This is a genomic window from Lentzea sp. NPDC102401 (assembly GCF_044765805.1).
Taxonomy (GTDB): Bacteria; Actinomycetota; Actinomycetes; order Mycobacteriales; family Pseudonocardiaceae; genus Lentzea; species Lentzea sokolovensis.
The window spans coordinates 75,965-94,403 of record NZ_JBIWKS010000011.1; the positions used below are offsets into that span (position 1 = coordinate 75,965).

Here is an 18,439-nt window from a genome sequence, read left to right on the forward strand (position 1 = left end):
CGCCCGGAGCACCCGCGGGGCTGAGGCACGATGGTGAGGTGCGGATCATCCTGCTGCGCCACGGACAGAGCCTCGGCAACGTCGACGAGCTCGCCTACTGCCGCATCCCCGACCACGCCCTCCCGCTCACCGAGACCGGCGAGGACCAGGCACGCGCCGCCGGCCCGGCGATCAAGAACCTGATCGGTGACGGCCAGGTCGCGGCCTACGTCTCGCCCTACAAGCGGACGCGCCGGACGTTCGAACTGCTCGGCATCGACGCGGAACGGATCGTCACCGAACCACGGGTGCGCGAGCAGGACTGGGGCAACCTCCAGGACCCGGTCCAGCAGGAGATGCTCAAGCACCAGCGGCACGCGTTCGGGCACTTCTTCTTCCGGCTGCCCAACGGGGAGTCCGGCGCGGACGTGGACGACCGGGTGGCGGCGTTCCTCGACGGCCTGACCGTGCGGATGCACAAGGACGAGAACCACCCGAAGACCGTGCTGGTCGTGTCGCACGGACTGACGATCAGGTTGCTGTGCCGCAGGTTCTTCGACTGGAGCATCGAGCTGTTCGAGTCACTGTCCAATCCGGACACCTGCGAGAACCGCGTGCTCGACCACGACGGCAACGGCTGGAGGCTGGACCGTCCCTTCGACCAGTGGCGCGACTCACCGGACGGAACGGTCCAGCAGCCCGTTTAGATCAACCCGCGCTTGTAGGCCGCGACCAGACGGCGGGGAACGAGGAGTTCCTTGCCGTCCAACGTCCGCACGCGCACCAGGTCCGGCGCAGTGGCCTTCCACTGCGACCGGCGGTGGCGCGTGTTGGAGCGGGACGTCTTGCGCTTGGGAACGGCCATCAGCGCTCTCGCTTTCCGTAGCGGCGGTTGAACTTCTCGACCCGGCCGGCGGTGTCGACGAGTCGTTGCGTGCCCGTCCAGAACGGGTGCGAGTCGGCGGTGATGTCAACGACGAGCAGCGGATAGCTGTTGCCGTCCTCCCACTCGATCGTGCGGCTGGACGTCGCGGTCGACCGGGTCAGGAACGTACTGCCGGTGGACGCGTCCTGAAAGACCACCGGGTGGTAGTCGGGGTGAATGCCTTGCTTCATATCGCCAGCTTTCGGATCGAGTCCACGAAGGACAGTTCGTCGTCGGTGAGCAGTGCGCTTTCGAACGCCGCGGTGATGGAGTCCGGCTCGCCCAGGGTGATCGCCACGATCTGAGTGGTCCTGTCCCCGCGCGGCCCGCCCTCGCCGACGTGCATCCCGCAGCCCGCGGATTCCAGGTGCAGCGCGACGTCCGGCTCGTCCGCGACCCACAGCCGTCCGCGCGAACGCACGACCGTTCCGTCGAGCAACGAGTCGAGCGCCTCGTTCAGCCGGACCGGATGAAACGGCCGGTCGGCCGTGAAAACCGCTGTCGAGACACCGCATTCGGGCGTCAAAGGCATCAGCCGCGGCCGCGTGCTCTTGCGCACGACGACCGTCTCGGGCGTGCAGCGATGCGCGCCGGGAGTCAGCCGGTCGAGCACGGCAAGCGTGCGTTCGTCCGCATCTCCTTGCAGCACCAGCACATCCGCGGCCTCGGCCTGCGCGACGACGACCTGCGCCACCGTGCGCTGGTCGCTGACCATCGAGGCGTCGCCCAGGGCGTCGTCCAGCCAGGTCGCCGCGTCGAGGACGGTGATCACGCACTCGACTTCGACGCCGAGCTTGCGGCGCACCGCGTCCGGTTCGAGCAGCGGGTCCAGGTGCAGCACGACCGTGTGGCCTTCCAGGGCGGAGAGCAGTTCCCGCAGGTCCTCCCGCACGGTGCAGGACACGCAGCCGTGCAGCAGCTCGACGTCGGTCGCGATGCCGTCGACCCACCGCCGCACGCACGTTTCCGCAGCTACGTGCCGCACGAGCACCGAACCGGGCCGGTCGCGCCACACCCGCACGGCGACGTCGTGGTCGACCAGCCCCGCCACCATAACGACAACGGTTTCCATGTGAGGTACCGTAGATGAAAACGAAAGTCGTTTCAATCTACGTCCATCTCTCAGGAGGTACTCGTGCGCTGCCAGCTGACCGGCCGTGAGCCGGGCTTCGGCAACCGCGTCTCGCACTCGCAACGCAAGACGCGGCGCCGGTGGAACCCGAACATCCAGCAGAAGCGGTACTTCGTGCCGTCGCTGAACAGGAACGTGACGCTGACGCTGTCCGCGAAGGGCATCAAGACCGTCGACAAGCTGGGCATCGAGGCCACCGTCGCCCGGCTCCGCGCGCAGGGGGTGAATCTCTGATGGCCAAGAGCACGGACGTCCGCCCGATCATCAAGATGAGGTCGACCGCCGGCACCGGCTACACCTACGTGACCCGCAAGAACCGCCGCAACGACCCGGACCGGCTGGTGCTGCGCAAGTACGACCCGGTGGCGCGCAGGCACGTCGACTTCAAAGAGGAGCGCTGACGTGGCGAAGAAGTCGAAGATCGCCGCGGACCGGCGACGCCGCGAGGTCGTGGCGCGGTACGCGGAACGGCGCCACGAGCTCAAGGAGATGCTGCGGCACCCGGAGACGCGCGCGGAAGCGTTGCGGGGCCTGCAGAAACTGCCACGGAACGCGTCGCCGACCAGGCTGCGCAACCGCGACGTCGTGGACGGACGGCCGCGCGCCTACAACCGGAAGTTCGGCCTGTCCCGCGTCCGGCTCAGGGAGATGGCCCACCGCGGTGAGCTGCCCGGCGTGTCGAAGGCGAGCTGGTGATGCGCGAGAAGAGGCCGCCCAAGCGCAGGGTGAACCTGCTCGCGAAGGAAGGCGTGACCGTCGTCGACTGGAAGGACGTCACGCTGCTGCGCAAGTTCCTCTCGGACCGGGGCAAGATCCGGTCCCGCCGGGTGACGGGACTGACGCCGCAACAGCAGCGTCAGGTCGCCACGGCCATCAAGAACGCACGGGAGATGGCCCTGTTGCCGTACCCGTCACAAGGGCGATGACACGGACCGCCGCGCTGGCCAGGAAGGCCAGCGCGGCGAGTTGCACCAGCAACGCGAGCACCCAGGTCGTGTGTTCGTCGACCGTGAGATCGCCACGAACACCCACCAAGAAGGTCGCGTAGAGGCCCCAGCACTGCAGTGCCGCCAACCCGGCTCCGACGATCGTCGTACGCAGCGAGACGACCACCACGACCGCCGCGAGCAGGATCAGGGCCACGAAAGGCCAGGCACCGGTGAACGTGGCCACGCCGACTCCGCCGCCGAATCCGAGCGCGGAGCCGTAACCACCTTTCATTCTTCGCATCAGATCGGTCTATCGCCTCAGGTGAGATCAGCGCCACCTCTCCAGCGTGAAGTTGGTGCTTTCGAGTGAGGCACGATCGCACGAATGAACCTGTACGAAGCAGTCCACCGACGCAGGGACACGCGCGCCGAGTTCTCCGGCGAGGAAATCCCGTCCGACGTGCTGCGACGGGTGCTGACCGCCGCGCACGCCGCCCCGAGTGTCGGCCTTTCCCAGCCGTGGGACTTCGTGCTGGTGCGGGATGAATCGATTCGGCGGGCGTTCCGGGATCACGTTCAGGCCGAACGCAGTGTCTTCGCGGCTCAGCTGGATCATGAACGAGCGGAGACGTTCGCTCGTATCAAGGTCGAAGGAGTCATGGAGTCGACCCTCGGCATCGTGGTCACCTACGACCCCGACCGGGGTTCACCGGCGGTGCTCGGCAGGCACGCGATCGCCGACGCCGGTCTGTACTCGGTGTGCCTGGCGATTCAGAACCTGTGGCTCGCGGCGACGGAAGAGGGACTCGGTGTGGGCTGGGTGAGCTTCTACCGGGAGGATGTGCTGCGGCGACTGCTGGACATCCCCACAAGGGTCCGTCCGGTGGCATGGTTGTGCGTTGGTCCGGTTCGATCACTGCCCGATACGCCTGATCTGGAACGTCACGGTTGGCGCAACCGACTACCCCTTGATGACGTCCTGCACCACGATCGGTACGGGGCGCGACCGACCCGGTAGCCTGTGCGGGCCGCTCGGCGAGTCGGAACGGAGTCGATGAACGAGTGGAGCAGCGCGATCCGCTGGTAGCGGGCCAGATTCCGCGGTTGGACCTAGAGGTCCGCGCGTTGTACAACGCTGGCCGCGTGCCGGAGGCGAACAGCCTCTTCGACGAAGTCGTCACGAAGGTGTCCCCCGGAGCCGACCGCTGGGTGCGATCAGCGGTGCTGGTGAACCGGGCGGTCATGGCGTGGCGCCTCGGCCGCATACCGCTGGCCCTGGAACTGGCCGCCGAGGGATGGACCGACCTCGACATCGACCGTTCCGACAGCCCGGCCGTGGCCCACACGATGGGTTCCCTCGGTTATCTGATGGAGGGCATCGGCAACCGGCGCGCGGCGCTGGACATGCTGCGGCTGTCCGTTCAGGTGGCGCGGCGGGCGGGCAACACCGACGTGCTGGCCCAGTGCCTGCAGCGCCTCGGTGGTTCGCTCAACTTCCGCGCCTGCTCTGGCCCTCCCGCGGCGGCGCCGGCGATCTTCGAGGAAGCCCTGGCGTACCTCGACGAGGGCATCGGCATCGTGAAGGACGAGCTGCACCGGCGCGCGCTGCTCGGTGCGTGCGGGCGGTCCCTCGCCGGTGTCGGTCAGCTGGACAAGGCCGAGGAGATGGGCGAGGAGACCCTGCGGCTGTCGTTGGACGCCGACGACCTGTGGGGCATCTCGGTCGGCAACTGGGTTCTCGCCGTCGTGCGTCGTGAGCAGAACGATCTCGACGAGGCGCGCACACTCGCGTCCCGTGCGGTGACGAACGCCGAACGCATCAACGACACGTCACTGCTGCTGCGGTTCTCCACGGAACTGGCGGACATCTGCCACGCCCTGGGTGACGCGGAGGGTGAGGCCGCGGCGTTGCGGCGGTCGATGGCGGCTTCTCGCACGGCCACGGAGACGTTGCAGGAAGGTCTGGGCCAGGCACTGGAGCAGCGCCGCGTGGCCGTTCAGGCACAACGGCTGGCGGTGGCGGCGCAGGAGGCCGCGGCGCGCGACCCGTTGACGGGCCTGGCGAACCGGCTCGGGCTCGAACGCGCCGCTGCCACGTTGCTGGAGTCGACGGCGGCGCGCGGCAAGGTGCCGTGGCTGGTGCTGGTCGACGTGGACTGGTTCAAGAACGTCAACGACGACGCCGGGCACGCGACGGGCGACGCGGCGTTGCGCGAGATCGCGGCGTTGCTGCGGCGCGAATGCCGGTCGGACGACCTGGTGGCGCGCTGGGCCGGCGACGAGTTCGTGGTGCTGCTCGGCGACACCGGGCCGAACATGGACGTCGGCCCGAACGTGGCCGAGCGGATCCGCGCGGCCGTCGACGGGCACGACTGGACGATGGTGCTCGGCGCGGTCCGCCGCCCCACCGTCAGCATCGGTGTCGCGGCGGGACCGGCCAAGCTGGACCAGCTGTTCGCGGCCGCCGACATGGCGCTGTACCGCGCCAAGCGGCACGGCCGCAACAGGGTCGAGGTCGAGCCCTCGGTGGACGAGGTGCCCGAGATCGTGTCCGGGAACTGAGGTCCCGGACTCAGGCGATCAGGCCGCCGCGGTAGGCCACCAGCGCGGCCTGCACGCGGTTGACCGCGCCGATCTTGCCGAGCACGGACGAGACGTAGCCCTTGACCGTCGCCTCCGACAGGTGCAGGGTGCCGCCGATCTCCGCGTTGGACATGCCCTGGCCGATCAGCACGAGCACTTCGCGCTCGCGTTCGGACAGGCTTTGCAGCAGCCTGCGCGCAGGCTCCGCCATTCGTTCGCCGTCGGCCACGGCCGCGAGAACTCTGGCGGCGACACCGGGGTCGAGAACCGCTCCCCCGCGCGCGAGATCACGCACGGCTTTGACGAGCTGTTCCGGTTCGGTGTCCTTGAGCAGGAAGCCGGCCGCGCCGAGGCGCAGTGCTTCCGAAACGTATTCGTCGACGTCGAACGTGGTCAGGATGCAGACCCTCGGTGGGTCCGGCAGGGTCCGCAGCCTCCGCAGGGCCACGAGTCCGTCCGAGGTGCGCATCCGGATGTCGAGCAGTACAACGTGCGGACGATGCTGGCGTGCCAGGTCGGCTACCAGGTGTCCGTCATCGGCCTCAGCAACAACTTCGATGTCCCCGACGCTGCTCAGGATCATGCGAAGGCCGGAGCGGACGAGGTCCTCGTCGTCGGCCAGCAGAACCTTGATCACGACGCCTCCCGCATTGGCGTTCCGTGCTCCCTCATGTTCGTGATCTTCGCGTACGCACGCCGAAGACCACGTTAATTCTCAGTTATCTCATCATGTGGTAACGGATTTTCGAGATCACCGGCAACGTTCACAGTTACCGGAATAGCGCGCCGACTTCGCTGCGTAGGCATGCCACCAGGGTTTAGGGGGAGCCGTCAGAACGCTGAGTGACGAAACATCGGAATCCCACTCAGTGGAATGTCGTACCAGAAACACGGATACGGCCTCGGTAATCCGATTCAGATGTCTCACTTGGCATCGTTTCTGCCCATATCTTTTCTTGATGGGCCTCGGTATCGATACAGGACCTTCTCGGCCGTTCCAGAAAACGCGAAAGCCTTTCGCAATAGCCCTACTGGAAAGTAACGTGCGTCACAACAGCCCTGCCCTGCACGGAGAGGAGCTTCGCGCGATGCGGAGAGCCAATCCGGTGACGTCCCTGCTGGCGACTGCCGCCGTCACCGCCTCCCTTTTGATCGTCCCGTCCGCCGCACAGGCAGAGGAGTCACGCGCGGCCGCGTTCGCCGCCGACGACTACTGCCTCGGCCAGTGCAACGACATCGTGCCGCCGGGCAACAACGGCAACGCGACGCTGGCCGAGATCCTCACCCACAAGGCGTTCGGCACCAGGCCCGCGCACTCGGCCGACCAGCTCGGCAAGTACGACGCCCTGGTCAACGGCTACGGCGGCCTGACGAACAGCCAGCTGACCGACTTCTTCAACGACGCGTCGTTCGGCGTGCCGTCCGACCAGGTCGAGAGCACGATCAAGCCGCGCGCCGACGTGACGATCGTGCGCGACAAGAAGATCGGCATGCCGCACATCACCGGGACCACGCGGTCCGGCACGATGTTCGGCGCCGGCTTCGCGGCCGCCCAGGACCGCCTGTGGCTGATGGACATCTTCCGTCACCTCGGCCGCGGCCAGCTGACCGGTTTCGCCGGTGGTGCGCCCGGCAACCGCGTGCTGGAGCAGAGCTTCTTCAACCAGATCGCGTACACCGAGGCGGACCTGCAGAAGCAGATCGAGTCCGCCGCGGCGAACGGCGGTGAGCGCGGGCGGCAGGCGTTGGTCGACGTCGACGACTACACGGCCGGCGTCAACGCCTACATCACGCAGTCCGTGGGCGCCCGCAACTTCCCCGGCGAGTACGTGCTGACCGGGCACGCCGACGCGATCACGAACTGGAACGACATCCAGCCGTTCAAGTCGACGGACATGGTCGCGATCGCCTCGGTGGTCGGCGGCCTGTTCGGTGCCGGCGGTGGCGGCGAGGTGCAGTCGGCGCTGGTGAAGCTGGCCGCGCAGAACAAGTACGGCGCCGCCGTCGGCGAGCAGGTGTGGAAGGCGTTCCGGGCGCAGAACGACCCCGAGGCCGTCCTGACCCTCCACGACGGACAGTCGTTCCCGTACTCGGCCTCTCCCGCTTCGCCCCAGGGCCTGGCGCTTCCCGACGGCGGCAGCATCACGCCGGAACGGATGGTCTACGACGAGGTGGGTGGCACGGGTGCTTCCGTCGCCGTTCCCGCTTCCGAGGACGTGGCGAAGGCTCGGGGGATCTTCTCCGATGGCGTGCTGCCTCCGGACCTGCTGAACAAGAAGCACGGCATGTCGAACGCTCTCGCGGTCTCCGGCGCGTACACGGACAGCGGGAACCCGATCGCCGTGTGGGGGCCGCAGACCGGTTACTTCGCACCGCAGCTGCTTCTGCTGCAGGAGCTCAACGGGCCCGGCATCCGTTCGCGCGGTGTCTCGTTCGCGGGCGTCTCGATGTACGTGCAGCTCGGCCGTGGCGTGGACTACTCGTGGAGCGCCACCTCTTCCGGGCAGGACATCGTCGACACCTACGCCGTCGAGCTGTGCAACCCGGACGGTTCTCCTGCCACCAAGGCGTCTTCGTCGTACCTGTTCCACGGCTCGTGCCTGCCGATGGAACGGCTGGAGCGCAAGAACGCCTGGAAGCCGACGGTCGCCGACGGCACACCCGCCGGTTCGTACACGTTGGTGATGTACCGGACCAAGTACGGCCTGGTGACGAGCCGTGCGACCGTCGGCGGCAAGGTCGTGGCGTACACGACGTTGCGTTCGACGTACATGCACGAGGTCGACTCGATCATCGGTTTCCAGGAGCTCAACGATCCTGGCGCCATCCGTTCGGCCGCGGACTTCCAGCGCGCGGCCAACAAGATCGGCTACGCGTTCAACTGGCTCTACGTCGACTCCCGCGACTCCGCGTACTTCAACTCGGGCCTGAACCCGGTGCGCCGGTCCACTGTGGACCCGAACCTGCCGACCTGGGGCCGCGCCGAGTACGAGTGGGTGAACTGGAACGGCGACGAGAACACCGCGGCGTACATGCCGTTCGCCGGGCACCCGAACTCGATCAACCAGGACTACTACGTGTCCTGGAACAACAAGCAGGCCAAGGACTTCACGTTCGGCGGGTTCGGCCACAGCGCCGTGCACCGCGGTGACCTGCTCGACGTTCGCGTGCGGGCTCTGATCGCTTCCGGCCAGAAGGTCACGCGGGCTGCTCTGACTCGCGCGATGGCCGAAGCGGCCGTGGCCGACCTGCGTGCCGAGCAGGTGCTGCCCGAGTTGCTTCGGGTGGTCGAGTCCGCTCCGGTCGACGCTTCTTTGGCGCCTGTCGTGCAGAAGCTGAAGGACTGGCAGCGCTCCGGCTCGTTGCGCAAGGAGACCGCGAAGGGCAGCAAGACCTACAATCACGCCGAAGCCATCCGGATTCTGGATGCCTGGTGGCCGCTTCTGGTGGAGTCGCAGTTCAAGCCGTCGCTGGGCGACGACCTGTTCAACGCACTGGTAGGAGCCCAGCAGGTCGACGAGGCCCCATCCGACGCGCACGGTGCCGCGCCGCACAAGGGTTCCTCGTTCCAGTACGGCTGGTGGGGCTACGTGGACAAGGACCTGCGCAAGGTCCTCGGCGACCCGGTCCAGGGCGCGTTCCCGCAGACGTACTGCGGCGGCGGCACGTTGTCCGGCTGCCGCACGGCCCTCGTGAACTCGTTGACGCAGGCCGTCGCCAAGCCCGCAAACGTGGTCTACCCAGGTGACGCCGACTGCGCCGCGGGCGACCAGTGGTGCGCGGACACGATCATCCACCGCGCCATGGGAGGCATCACCCAGGACAAGATCAGCTGGCAGAACCGCCCGACGTACCAGCAGGTCGTGCAGTTCCCGTCCCGCAGGGGCCAGAACATCACCAACCTGGCCGCCGGCCGCACCGCCACCGCGTCGTCCCACGAAACGGGCTGGAACAACCTCCCGCCGTCGAACGCGCTGGACGGAAACCCGACCTCGCGCTGGGCCAGCGACTGGAACGACAACCAATGGATCCAGGTCGACCTTGGCTCAGTGCAACGAATCGGTCGCGCGGTGTTGCGGTGGGAATCAGCCTTCGCCAAGGGCTACCGCATCGAGATTTCCAATGACGGTGGCAACTGGCGGAACGTTTTCTCCACAAGTGCTGGCGATGGCGGCGATGATGTCGTAGCGTTCACACCACAGGACGCGAGATACCTCCGGATGACAGGTACCCAACGGGCCGGTCAGTACGGATACTCCCTGTACGAACTTGAGGTCTACGTTTCGTAGGCCTTCGAGATGAGGACGCCGATCCACCCCCAGGGGTCGGCGTCCTCTACTTATTTCAGGCCCTGAACAGGTAGTTCCTGATCTCGCCACCGATGTCGTGCGTCGGCACCCACTCGCCACCGTGCCACGTGCTCATCCGGTACCCGCGCTCGACGAGGAAGTCCGCGACGTCCTTCGCGTGGTACCCGAACCGCTCGACGTGCCGTTCCTCGATCTCCAGCAGGAACGCGGGCTTGAGCCGTTCGATGGTCTCCACGGCCCCTTCGAGGACCCTGAGTTCGGCCCCCTCCACATCGGCCTTGACGAAGTCGAGCTTGCCGATCCCCTGCTCCTCGACGAAGTGGTCGAGCGTGTCCGTCTTGACCAGAACGTCCAGGTGCTGGTCGAACTCCTCGTTGGACCCCAGCCCGTTCGCCCCCACCGTGAGGAACGACCGCCCGGTGATCGGACTCCCGTGCCGCACGGGAACGCTCATGACCTCGCGCCCCTGCTTCTCCGCGCCAAGGGCGACCGAGTGCCGCTTGATGTTGGCCCCTTCGCGCGGCCTGAGCACGTACGAAAGAGCGGGGTGCGCGAACACGAGCGGCTCGACGCTGTGCACAGTCCCTTGTGGACCGACCAGTCTCGACAAAGTGACCGTGTAAAGCCCCAGTGCGGCCCCGACGTCGATGCAGACGTCTCCCGGCTTGACGACCTTGCGGAGCCCGATCAGCTCCGCCTCGGCATAGGGCGTGAGCCGGGCGAGCGCCTGCAACCCGGCAACAACAGCAGCACTGCGAAGTTGGGTCAACACCCCAGTCAGCCTAGACGTGTCCGTTCCGGTGCTGCTCGCCCGCAGGCAACCCGATCTGATCGGCGAACTCCGCGGCCACCCGCTCCCCGCCGTAAACGCTCAACGCCTTGACCAGGTGCAGCCTCAGGTCCCGCCGATGCGCGTCCTCGAGCTCAGGCATGGCCCGCTCGACACTGCTCACCAACGACTCGGCCCAATGCCCGGCCGGCTCCCGCTGCGCGATCTTCACCAGCTCCGCGAGGTGGCCGGCCAGCTTGACCGCCTCCTCGACCTGATACCCGTTGCGCTGCAACCACCAGATCGTCGCCGTACCGACGTCCGTCAACACCTCGTCCCGCAGGTACCGGATCTCAGCCCGCTCGACATCCCGTTCGGCCAACTTGAACGTCGAGTTCCGGAGCAACTCGATGTGCTTCTTGGCCATCTCCAGGTCGTCGTCCCCGACCGAGACCTTCACCTGCTCCGCCCGAGCCCACACGTGCGTCCCAGGCACCTGCCGCTCAGTGGCGAGCTCATCCCCCAACTGCACCTGCAGGGCAGCGTGATGAACCAACATCACCTTGCCGCTGATCTCCTTGGCCCGCTGCAGAACGTGATGAATGGCAGCACTCCGCGGCGAGTTGTGCCGAAGGCCCGTCGCGAGATCAAGCCGCCACACCACCGTGAACTTGAGCTGGAAGTCCAGCCCGTACACCGCACTCGCCAACGGCGTCTCGAACTCCTGCTGATGACTGCTCGCCGGCGGCACGAAGGTGATGTCGTCAGCTCTCTTGGGCACCGTCCGGCGCCACCAAGCCTTGAAGGCACCAAGCGGGCCAGGACGGAAGTCGGGCCAGGGTCTGCTCACACGCCCTCCCTACCTGACGTTTGTGCCCGGTAGAAGGTGGCCTGCCTCACTTCCCTCCAACGGCCGCAGCCTCGTTCGTGCACCCCTCACCGTGCGTGAGCGAGGCGCCGGTCCGCGGTAGCCGGGGGCGCTGGTCAACTCGGTAGCGGCACCCCGGTAGACTGCTGTCGCTAGCCCTAGTAGCTCAGGGGATAGAGCATCGGTTTCCTAAACCGTGTGTCGCAGGTTCGAATCCTGCCTGGGGCACCACCTTTCGCCGGGTGAAATCAGGGCCTGACATGCTGAAACGCTGTCGGGCCCTGATCTATTCGGCCATCTACCAGCCCCACCCGAAGCCAGCCATCAGTCCTTCGCTTCGCGAACGTCCATTCCCAGCTCGGCGAACGCCTTGAAGTCCTGCATGTGCTGTAGAGACTGCTTGCGGAAGGCGCCAGGCATCAGAAGCCCCACCAGCCGCATCAGCACGCCGCTGAACCGGTACTCGTTCTCGCTCACCCAGAGGGTCGTCTCAGGGCCGGCTTCGGTCAGCTGCTCGCGCGCGACGCTCCACACGCCCTCGCCCGCGATCTCGCGTTCGAAGTGCACGACGGTTCCTTCCGGGATCTCGTGCAGGTCTGCCGGTTCCCTGCGGGTGATGGTCTCGGTGCCCTCGAACTTCTGCTGTCCCGTCTGCATCACGACCCGCGATTTGGTGCCGACCTGCCCGTGCACCCCGCTCAGCGGCTCCTGCAGCACCAGGCCTCGTAGCCATTTCGGCATTTGTGCCGGGTCGGCTAGCAGTTGGACCACGGTCTCCAGCGGTACGGCATCGCGTTGGACGTCATCCGCCTGAGCGGACGTGGTTGATGTACGGCTCGTAGGCCGACAGGTCGCGGTGCGGCTCGTACGTGCTCAGGTAGTAGTAGTCGGCCACGATGTTGGCTTGTTGTTCGGTGTTGAAGTCGGCGAACGACTTCCCGCGCAGGCCTTCCTCGCCGCCGTAGTCGTAGAGGCCCTTCACGAAGAAGCCCGCCATGGCGGTCGGGAGCAGGCTCAGCACGCTGCGGCCGTGTTGGTACTGGTAGGCGTGGGTCAGTTCGTGGACCAGCCAGCGCTCGTACCTCGCCTGGTGTTGCGGTGTGGTCAGGATTCCCTTGGGGAAGGTGACCAGCTTCGGGAGGGTGCGGGCCACGCCGAAGCTGCCCAGGAGGCCGCCTTCTGCCAGGCGGAGTTTGCTGATGTCCAGGGCGTCGCCGAACACCACTCGGGCGATGTCGGCCTCGCGTGATTCCAGGTTGCGGCGGAACGCCATGGCAGCTCCCGTGCGTCGGAGGATTCCCGATGTTAAGCGGGCGAACGGCCCAGCGCTCCGAACCAGCAGAAGTACCGGCAGAAAGGCCGTTGTGCACCAACGGTCATTGACCGCTGTAAACAAGGTTTCCTAATTTCGGGGCCATGAGTGAGCCTCCGGGACGCAGGTCGCAGAACGGTCCACGCCTTCAGGAGCTCTACGAGGACGCGCGGAGGCGGTATTCGCGGCGCGGGCTCTTCCGGGCCGGGGCGGTGGGTGGGGCCGTGCTCGCCACAAGCCTCACCGGCACCGCGTCGGCCAGTGGGTTCGAGGTGCCCGGGGTGTTGCTCAAGGAGACCGCGAACGGCAAAGCGCTCAGGCCGTTCGGGCGGCACATCGCGTTCGGGGCGGATCCGTCGAGGCAGGTGGTGGTGTCGTGGCAGGTGCCCGCCAACGTTCAGGCGCCCTACCTGCGGATCGGCACCGCGGCCGGTGAGTACGGGGAGAAGTTGCCTGCGGAGGTGAGGGCGCTTACCAGCGACTTGGCGTGGCAGGAGAGGGAGCCGCTCTTCACCATCTCGCCGCATCTGGGGAAGGGCGTCACGCAGTACTACCTGCACGTCCGGCTTGACGATCTGGTGCCGAACACGACGTACTACTACGTGGTGGGGCATCAGGGGTTTGAGCCACAAGAGCCTGCGACCTTCCGGACGGCACCGGGCACCACCGCTAGGACCGCGTTCTCGTTCACGGCCTTCGGAGATCAAGGGGTCGGGCACAACGCGTTGGCCACCAACGGTCTCATCGCCGATCTGGGGCCGCAGTTCCACCTCGCGATGGGCGACATGAGTTACGCCAACGACGGTGAGGGTGGGCGGCCGGAGACCGACAAGTACGACGCGCGGAAGTGGGATTCGTTCTTCGCGCAGAACGAGCTCGTGGCGGCTGAGGTTCCGTGGATGGTCTCGCTCGGCAACCACGAGATGGAGAGCTGGTACGACAACCACGGGTATGGCGGGATGCGGGCGCGGTTCACCATGCCCGACAACGCCTGGGACGGGTCCACCTGCATCTACTCCTGGCGATACCAGAACGTCGGGATGATCAGCTTGGACGGCAACGACATCTGCTACAACAGCGACGCCAACCTCGACTACACCGAGGGCAGACAGCAGACCTGGCTGAAGGCGCAGCTCGAGAAGTTCCGCAAGGACGCGAGCATCGACTTCATCGTCGTCTACTGCCATCAGTGCACGTACTCGACGTCCGGGAACAACGGGGCCGAGGTCGGCGCGCAGAAGCGGTGGGCGCCGTTGTTCGACCAGTACCAGGTGGATCTGGTTCTCAACGGGCACAACCACGTCTACGAGCGCACGGATCCGATCAAGGCGGGCAAGGGCACCAAGAAGGCGGACATCAGGAGCACCATCAACCCCGTCAAGGACGGCACGACCTACATCACCGCGGGCGGTGGTGGCGAGAGCATCAACAGCTGGGCCGACTCGAAGATCTCCGACTCCTACTTCGGCAACGTCAAGGACGTCACGGCGACGATGCGGGTCGACCAGGAGGACGGCGAGGAGAAGCTGGTCAAGGTGACGTGGTCGCGGGTGCGGTATCGCGGGTACGGGCTGATCGTCGTCGACGTCGAGCCGAGAACGGACAAGCCGGCCCAGATGAAGGTCCGCGCGCTCACCGAGACGGGTGCGCTGGTCGACGAGTTCACGATCCGGCGCGGCTGAGAGGGCCTGACATGACTGAAGAACACTCGCGCCGGTTGTTGTTCAAGGTCGGTGGCGCCGCGCTCGTCACGGCCGCGATCACCGGTACGAAAACAGCCCAAGCCGCACCGGACGGGCGGAAGGTCAGGCCGGTCGGACGGCATCTCGCGTACGGCGCGGATCCGTCCAGGCAGGTCGTGATCTCCTGGCAGCAGCTGGAGAAGGTCAACGGGCCGTACGTCCGGATCGCCACCAACGGGGGTGAGTTCGGGCCGAAGATCGCCGCCGAGCTGCGCACGCTCAAGAGCGAGATCGGCTGGCAGGAAGGCGACCACAGCTTCCCGCCGCACGGCCCAGATCCTATGTACCAGTGCTACTTGCACGCCAAGCTCAACGACCTCACACCGGCAACGACGTACTTCTACGTCGTTGGGCACGACAACTACGATCCCGCCACCAGCAAGCGTCCCAACGAGATCGCGTCCTTCAAGACCGCACCGACAGCAACCGCCACAACGCCGTTCACCTTCACGGCGTTCGGCGACCAGGGCTACGGCTACAACGCGCGCAAGCTCACGAGCCTCGCCGCGGACCAAGGTCCGGCCTTCCACCTCGCGCTCGGCAACCTGAGCTACGCCATCCACGGCGGCACGACGAACGTCGAGGGCGGGCACGCCGACACCGACAAGTACGACGCGGCACGGTGGAACAGTCTGTTCGCGCAGAACGAGTTCATGGCGCAGACGACACCCTGGATGCTGACGCTCGGCAACCGCGAGATGGAGAAGTGGTATTCCCCCAACGGCTACGGCGGCATCAAGCAGCGCGTCACCATGCCGGACAACGCGTGGAGCGGCTCCATCGGCATCTACGCGTGGCGGTACCAGAACGTCGGGCTGATCAGCCTGGACGGCAACGACATCTGCCACCGCAACGCCGCGAACCTCGACCACACCAAGGGAAAGCAGCTGACCTGGCTGGACGGGCAGCTCGAGAAGTTCCGCAAGGACAAGAGCATCGACTTCATCGTCGTCTACCTGCACCACGCCCCGTACTCGACGGCCGACGGCGGCGGCGCGGAGAGCGTCGCGCAGCAGAAGTGGGCGCCGGTGTTCGACAAGCACAAGGTCGACCTGGTCCTCAACGCGCACAACCGCGTCTACGAGCGCACCGACCCGATCAAGGCTGGCAAGACGAGCAAGGAAGGCACGATTTACATCACGGCGGGCGCGGGCGGTCAGTCGCTGGACAAGTTCTACAAGAACGCGCCGGAGTCCTACCTGGGCAACGAGAACACCAGCGGCACCCCGACCATGCGCTGCTACAAGAGGAACAGTGCGAGCTCGACTGACACCAAGGTCACCTGGTCACGCACGAGGTACCGGGGCTACAGCATCGTCGCGGTCGACGTCACCAAGACCACGATGAAGGTCCGCGCGCTGAACGAGGACGGCGTACTGATCGACGAGCTCACCCTGCGACGCCGCTGAACCGGTAGCGGATCTCCGTCAACTCGGCCCCGCCGATGGTCTCGGTCTTGGCCGTGCCATCGGCGCGGAACCCGAGCCGCTCGTAGAACCGCCGCGCCCGCGGGTTCTCGTCGAACACCCACAGCACCACGTCCTGCTCATCGCCCAAAGCAGCTCGAGCCAGCGAGAACCCCAGGCCGGTGCCCCACGCGGAGGGCAGCACGTAGATCGCGTACACCTCGAACGCCGCATCGGGCTCACGGGACGGGCCGACCGCGACGAACCCGGCCACCTCGTCGTCGACGAGCCCGACCCACACCCCACCCCGCGGGATGCCGCGTTCCCACATGGCTGTGCGCTCTTCCACGGAGAGCCCGTCCAGCACGGAGTCCGGGACCAGACCGCGGTAAGCGGCCTGCCAGGTCTGGACGTGCACGGAGGCAACGGCAGGAGCGTCGGCGACGACTGCTGGACGGACTGTCACGGCATCCCCCAATGGCATGATCGAGCGCATGCGGATCATCGTCGACGCGGACCCCGGCATCGATGATGCCCTTGCTTTGTACTACCTGCGCGCCCAGCGAGAAATCGAAATAGTCGCCATCGGCACGGTCCACGGCAACGTGCCGGTGCAGCAGGCCACCGCCAACGCTCTGAGGCTCACCGAACGCCTGAACCTCGACGTCCCGGTGGCGATGGGCGCCGCGAAACCGCTCGCCCAGCCCCTCAAGACCGCTGAAGACGTGCACGGCCAGGACGGTCTCGGCGGGCATGCGGGAGACGAGCCGAAGACCTTTCCCACGAAGGAAAGCGCCGCCGAGCAGCTCGCGAACCAGGCACGCGCCAACCCGCGAGAACTGAGCCTGCTCGCGATCGGTCCGCTCACCAACGTCGCGCTGGCGCTGCAGATCGAGCCACGCCTGCCGGAACTGCTCGACAAGGTCGTGGTCATGGGCGGCGCGCTCAACGTGCCGGGCAACATCACCTCCCACGCCGAGGCGAACTTCTGGCACGACCCGGAGGCGGCCGATCTGGTCCTGGCCGCCGGCTTCGAGGATCTCACCATCGTCGGCCTCGACGTCACCATGGAGAGCCACGCGTCACAGGAGTGGCTCGACGCGCTCCCCGACGACTGCTACCCGCGGCGGATCCTCGGCTTCTACGCCGACTTCTACGGCAGCTTCCTGGGCAGGAAGGGCTTCGTCCCGCACGACCCGCTGGCCGCCGCGATCCTGGTCGACCCCGGTCTCGCGAGCTACCACGAGGACCGGTTCGCGATCGAGCTCACCGGCCGCTACACGCGCGGCAAGATCGTCGCCGACCAACGGTTCCTCGCCCCCGGAAGCCCGTTCGGGCGGGACATCGCCACCGAACGCACGAAGGCCAGGTACGCCGTCACGGCCGACCACGCCCGATTCCTCGACCAGCTGAGGCACGCTGTGACACAACCATGACAAACCACCGACGGGACCTGGACAAACACCAGGGACCGTGAAGGTATGAACGTCCACTTGAAACGATGGCTCGCGGTCTCGGGGGCCGCCGTGGTCATCGCGACGGGCGTCGTGGCCGGGGGCTCCTACTGGCGGCTGGAGAGCAATCTCAAGACCGTCGATCTCTCCACGGAGATCACCCACCCCAGGCCTCCGTCGACGCCTGGCCGCCCCCTCAACATCCTCCTCATCGGCAAGGACGACGGGCGGTCCGACACCGCCATGGTCGTGCAGCTGAACGCGAAGGGCGACCAGGCACGCGTGGTCAGCATCCCGCGCGACACGATGGTGCCGAGGCCGGAGTGCGGGACCAACCCGCCGGCCGCGATCGCCATGTTCAACAGCGCCTTCTCCACGGGCGGCGCCGCGTGCACGGTGGCGACGGTCGAGCAGATGAGCGGCATCCGGATCGACCACTTCGTGCAGATCGACTTCAACGGCTTCCGCGACGTCATCGACAAGCTCGGCGGCATCGACGTCACGATGCCCGAGGCGATCGACGACGAGAAGAGCGGGCTGCACGTGCCGGCAGGGCCGACGAAGCTCGACGGAACCCAGGCGCTCGCATTCGTGCGCACCCGCTACAGCATCGGCGACGGCAGCGACCTGAACCGCATCAAGAACCAACAGCTGTTCATGCGGGCGTTGAGCGAGAAACTGGCGAACGAGAACTGGCTCGCCAGCCCGGCGAAAACACTCCAGCTCGCGGACATCCTCACGAAATCCATCGTCACGGACACCGGAATCGGTTCGATCCCCGAATTGGCCGATCTGGCGGGAAAACTCACCGCTCTGAAACCGGACGCGATCACGTACGTGACGCTGCCGACCGAGAGCTACCTGCCCGATCCGAACCGGGTTCAGCCCAAGCAGCCGGAAGCGGACGAACTGTGGCAGGCCGCCTGACCTAGCAGGCGGCGCCCTGCCACTCAGCGGGAAGCGGACCCGCGGGCCACGGCTGAGGAGACCCCCAGGACTCCTCAGCCGTGGACGTTCTGCCCCAGTCAGC

At 66.7% G+C, this 18,439-nt stretch carries 22 protein-coding genes and 1 tRNA gene; 13 read left to right on the forward strand and 10 right to left on the reverse strand.

Annotated features, from left to right (window positions below; all coding sequences use genetic code 11):
* Positions 1–38: 38 nt before the first annotated feature.
* On the forward strand, positions 39–686 hold the full coding sequence (locus ACIRG5_RS32705; RefSeq protein WP_402911887.1) for a histidine phosphatase family protein: 648 nt from the start codon (positions 39–41) through the stop codon (positions 684–686).
* Here the strand turns inward: ACIRG5_RS32705 and rpmF are convergent.
* Genes rpmF through ACIRG5_RS32720 form a run of 3 tightly spaced genes read right to left on the reverse strand, consistent with a single transcriptional unit; the run spans position 683 to position 1,976 of the window.
* Positions 683–844 carry a 50S ribosomal protein L32 gene (gene rpmF, locus ACIRG5_RS32710; protein ID WP_030481357.1) on the reverse strand — a complete coding sequence of 54 codons (162 nt, stop codon included), beginning with the start codon at positions 842–844 and terminating at the stop codon, positions 683–685. The genes ACIRG5_RS32705 and rpmF overlap by 4 nt on opposite strands.
* On the reverse strand, positions 844–1,095 hold the full coding sequence (locus tag ACIRG5_RS32715) for a type B 50S ribosomal protein L31 (RefSeq protein ID WP_402911890.1): 252 nt from the start codon (positions 1,093–1,095) through the stop codon (positions 844–846). Before ACIRG5_RS32715 ends, rpmF begins: the two co-directional genes overlap by 1 nt.
* Positions 1,092–1,976, reverse strand: a complete 885-nt coding sequence (locus ACIRG5_RS32720) for a GTP-binding protein (RefSeq protein WP_402911892.1) — start codon at positions 1,974–1,976, stop codon at positions 1,092–1,094. Before ACIRG5_RS32720 ends, ACIRG5_RS32715 begins: the two co-directional genes overlap by 4 nt.
* A 63-nt stretch (positions 1,977–2,039) precedes the next feature.
* Between ACIRG5_RS32720 and rpmB the strand changes: the two genes are divergently transcribed.
* The 4 genes from rpmB to rpsR are packed head-to-tail and all read left to right on the forward strand — an operon-like array spanning position 2,040 to position 2,962.
* Entirely contained in the window at positions 2,040–2,270 is a 231-nt protein-coding gene (rpmB, locus tag ACIRG5_RS32725) for a 50S ribosomal protein L28 (protein WP_402911894.1), read from the forward strand.
* Positions 2,270–2,437 (forward strand): 50S ribosomal protein L33, encoded by a 168-nt coding sequence (gene rpmG / locus ACIRG5_RS32730; protein ID WP_355562243.1) that lies wholly within the window; start codon positions 2,270–2,272, stop codon positions 2,435–2,437. Before rpmB ends, rpmG begins: the two co-directional genes overlap by 1 nt.
* A 1-nt stretch (position 2,438) precedes the next feature.
* The gene (rpsN, locus tag ACIRG5_RS32735; protein ID WP_402911896.1) at positions 2,439–2,732 is read left to right on the forward strand and encodes a 30S ribosomal protein S14; all 294 of its coding nucleotides are present in this window, start codon (positions 2,439–2,441) and stop codon (positions 2,730–2,732) included.
* A complete protein-coding gene (rpsR, locus tag ACIRG5_RS32740) occupies positions 2,732–2,962 on the forward strand; it encodes a 30S ribosomal protein S18 (protein ID WP_319975690.1) in 231 nt (76 codons plus the stop codon). Before rpsN ends, rpsR begins: the two co-directional genes overlap by 1 nt.
* On the opposite strand, the gene ACIRG5_RS32745 is transcribed toward rpsR, so the two are convergent.
* Entirely contained in the window at positions 2,910–3,266 is a 357-nt protein-coding gene (locus ACIRG5_RS32745) for a hypothetical protein (RefSeq protein ID WP_402911898.1), read from the reverse strand. The genes rpsR and ACIRG5_RS32745 overlap by 53 nt on opposite strands.
* A gap of 84 nt (positions 3,267–3,350) precedes the next feature.
* Between ACIRG5_RS32745 and bluB the strand changes: the two genes are divergently transcribed.
* A complete protein-coding gene (gene bluB, locus ACIRG5_RS32750) occupies positions 3,351–3,983 on the forward strand; it encodes a 5,6-dimethylbenzimidazole synthase (RefSeq protein WP_093605367.1) in 633 nt (210 codons plus the stop codon).
* A gap of 86 nt (positions 3,984–4,069) precedes the next feature.
* Complete coding sequence (locus tag ACIRG5_RS32755; RefSeq protein WP_402911900.1) at positions 4,070–5,527, forward strand: diguanylate cyclase; 1,458 nt, start codon at positions 4,070–4,072, stop codon at positions 5,525–5,527.
* Between the two features lie 10 nt (positions 5,528–5,537).
* On the opposite strand, the gene ACIRG5_RS32760 is transcribed toward ACIRG5_RS32755, so the two are convergent.
* Complete coding sequence (locus ACIRG5_RS32760; protein WP_030481367.1) at positions 5,538–6,185, reverse strand: response regulator transcription factor; 648 nt, start codon at positions 6,183–6,185, stop codon at positions 5,538–5,540.
* Between the two features lie 451 nt (positions 6,186–6,636).
* On the opposite strand from ACIRG5_RS32760, the gene ACIRG5_RS32765 reads away from it, so the two are divergent.
* Positions 6,637–9,837 carry a penicillin acylase family protein gene (locus ACIRG5_RS32765; protein WP_402911903.1) on the forward strand — a complete coding sequence of 1,067 codons (3,201 nt, stop codon included), beginning with the start codon at positions 6,637–6,639 and terminating at the stop codon, positions 9,835–9,837.
* A 55-nt stretch (positions 9,838–9,892) separates the two neighbouring features.
* Here ACIRG5_RS32765 and ACIRG5_RS32770 read toward each other — a convergent pair whose 3' ends face one another.
* Both ACIRG5_RS32770 and ACIRG5_RS32775 read right to left on the reverse strand, forming a co-directional pair.
* Entirely contained in the window at positions 9,893–10,630 is a 738-nt protein-coding gene (locus tag ACIRG5_RS32770; RefSeq protein WP_402911905.1) for an FkbM family methyltransferase, read from the reverse strand.
* A gap of 10 nt (positions 10,631–10,640) precedes the next feature.
* The gene (locus ACIRG5_RS32775; RefSeq protein ID WP_319975695.1) at positions 10,641–11,408 is read right to left on the reverse strand and encodes a hypothetical protein; all 768 of its coding nucleotides are present in this window, start codon (positions 11,406–11,408) and stop codon (positions 10,641–10,643) included.
* 242 nt (positions 11,409–11,650) lie between these two features.
* Here ACIRG5_RS32775 and ACIRG5_RS32780 point away from each other — a divergent pair.
* A tRNA-Arg gene (locus tag ACIRG5_RS32780) sits at positions 11,651–11,726 on the forward strand.
* A gap of 93 nt (positions 11,727–11,819) precedes the next feature.
* Here ACIRG5_RS32780 and ACIRG5_RS32785 read toward each other — a convergent pair.
* Positions 11,820–12,266 (reverse strand): SRPBCC family protein, encoded by a 447-nt coding sequence (locus ACIRG5_RS32785; RefSeq protein WP_402911908.1) that lies wholly within the window; start codon positions 12,264–12,266, stop codon positions 11,820–11,822.
* A 31-nt stretch (positions 12,267–12,297) separates the two neighbouring features.
* Positions 12,298–12,768, reverse strand: coding sequence for a hypothetical protein (locus tag ACIRG5_RS32790; protein ID WP_402911909.1), 471 nt, complete (start codon positions 12,766–12,768; stop codon positions 12,298–12,300).
* A gap of 143 nt (positions 12,769–12,911) precedes the next feature.
* Here ACIRG5_RS32790 and ACIRG5_RS32795 point away from each other — a divergent pair, with 143 nt between their 5' ends.
* Both ACIRG5_RS32795 and ACIRG5_RS32800 read left to right on the forward strand, forming a co-directional pair.
* On the forward strand, positions 12,912–14,489 hold the full coding sequence (locus ACIRG5_RS32795) for a purple acid phosphatase family protein (protein WP_402911911.1): 1,578 nt from the start codon (positions 12,912–12,914) through the stop codon (positions 14,487–14,489).
* An 11-nt stretch (positions 14,490–14,500) separates the two neighbouring features.
* Positions 14,501–15,958 carry a purple acid phosphatase family protein gene (locus tag ACIRG5_RS32800; RefSeq protein WP_402911913.1) on the forward strand — a complete coding sequence of 486 codons (1,458 nt, stop codon included), beginning with the start codon at positions 14,501–14,503 and terminating at the stop codon, positions 15,956–15,958.
* Here the strand turns inward: ACIRG5_RS32800 and ACIRG5_RS32805 are convergent.
* Entirely contained in the window at positions 15,939–16,451 is a 513-nt protein-coding gene (locus ACIRG5_RS32805; RefSeq protein ID WP_402911915.1) for a GNAT family N-acetyltransferase, read from the reverse strand. The genes ACIRG5_RS32800 and ACIRG5_RS32805 overlap by 20 nt on opposite strands.
* Here ACIRG5_RS32805 and ACIRG5_RS32810 point away from each other — a divergent pair.
* Both ACIRG5_RS32810 and ACIRG5_RS32815 read left to right on the forward strand, forming a co-directional pair.
* Positions 16,450–17,391 (forward strand): nucleoside hydrolase, encoded by a 942-nt coding sequence (locus tag ACIRG5_RS32810; protein WP_402911917.1) that lies wholly within the window; start codon positions 16,450–16,452, stop codon positions 17,389–17,391. The genes ACIRG5_RS32805 and ACIRG5_RS32810 overlap by 2 nt on opposite strands.
* A 45-nt stretch (positions 17,392–17,436) precedes the next feature.
* Positions 17,437–18,336: an LCP family protein gene (locus tag ACIRG5_RS32815; RefSeq protein WP_402911920.1), complete on the forward strand. Its 900-nt coding sequence runs from the start codon at positions 17,437–17,439 to the stop codon at positions 18,334–18,336.
* Positions 18,337–18,439: the final 103 nt, after the last annotated feature.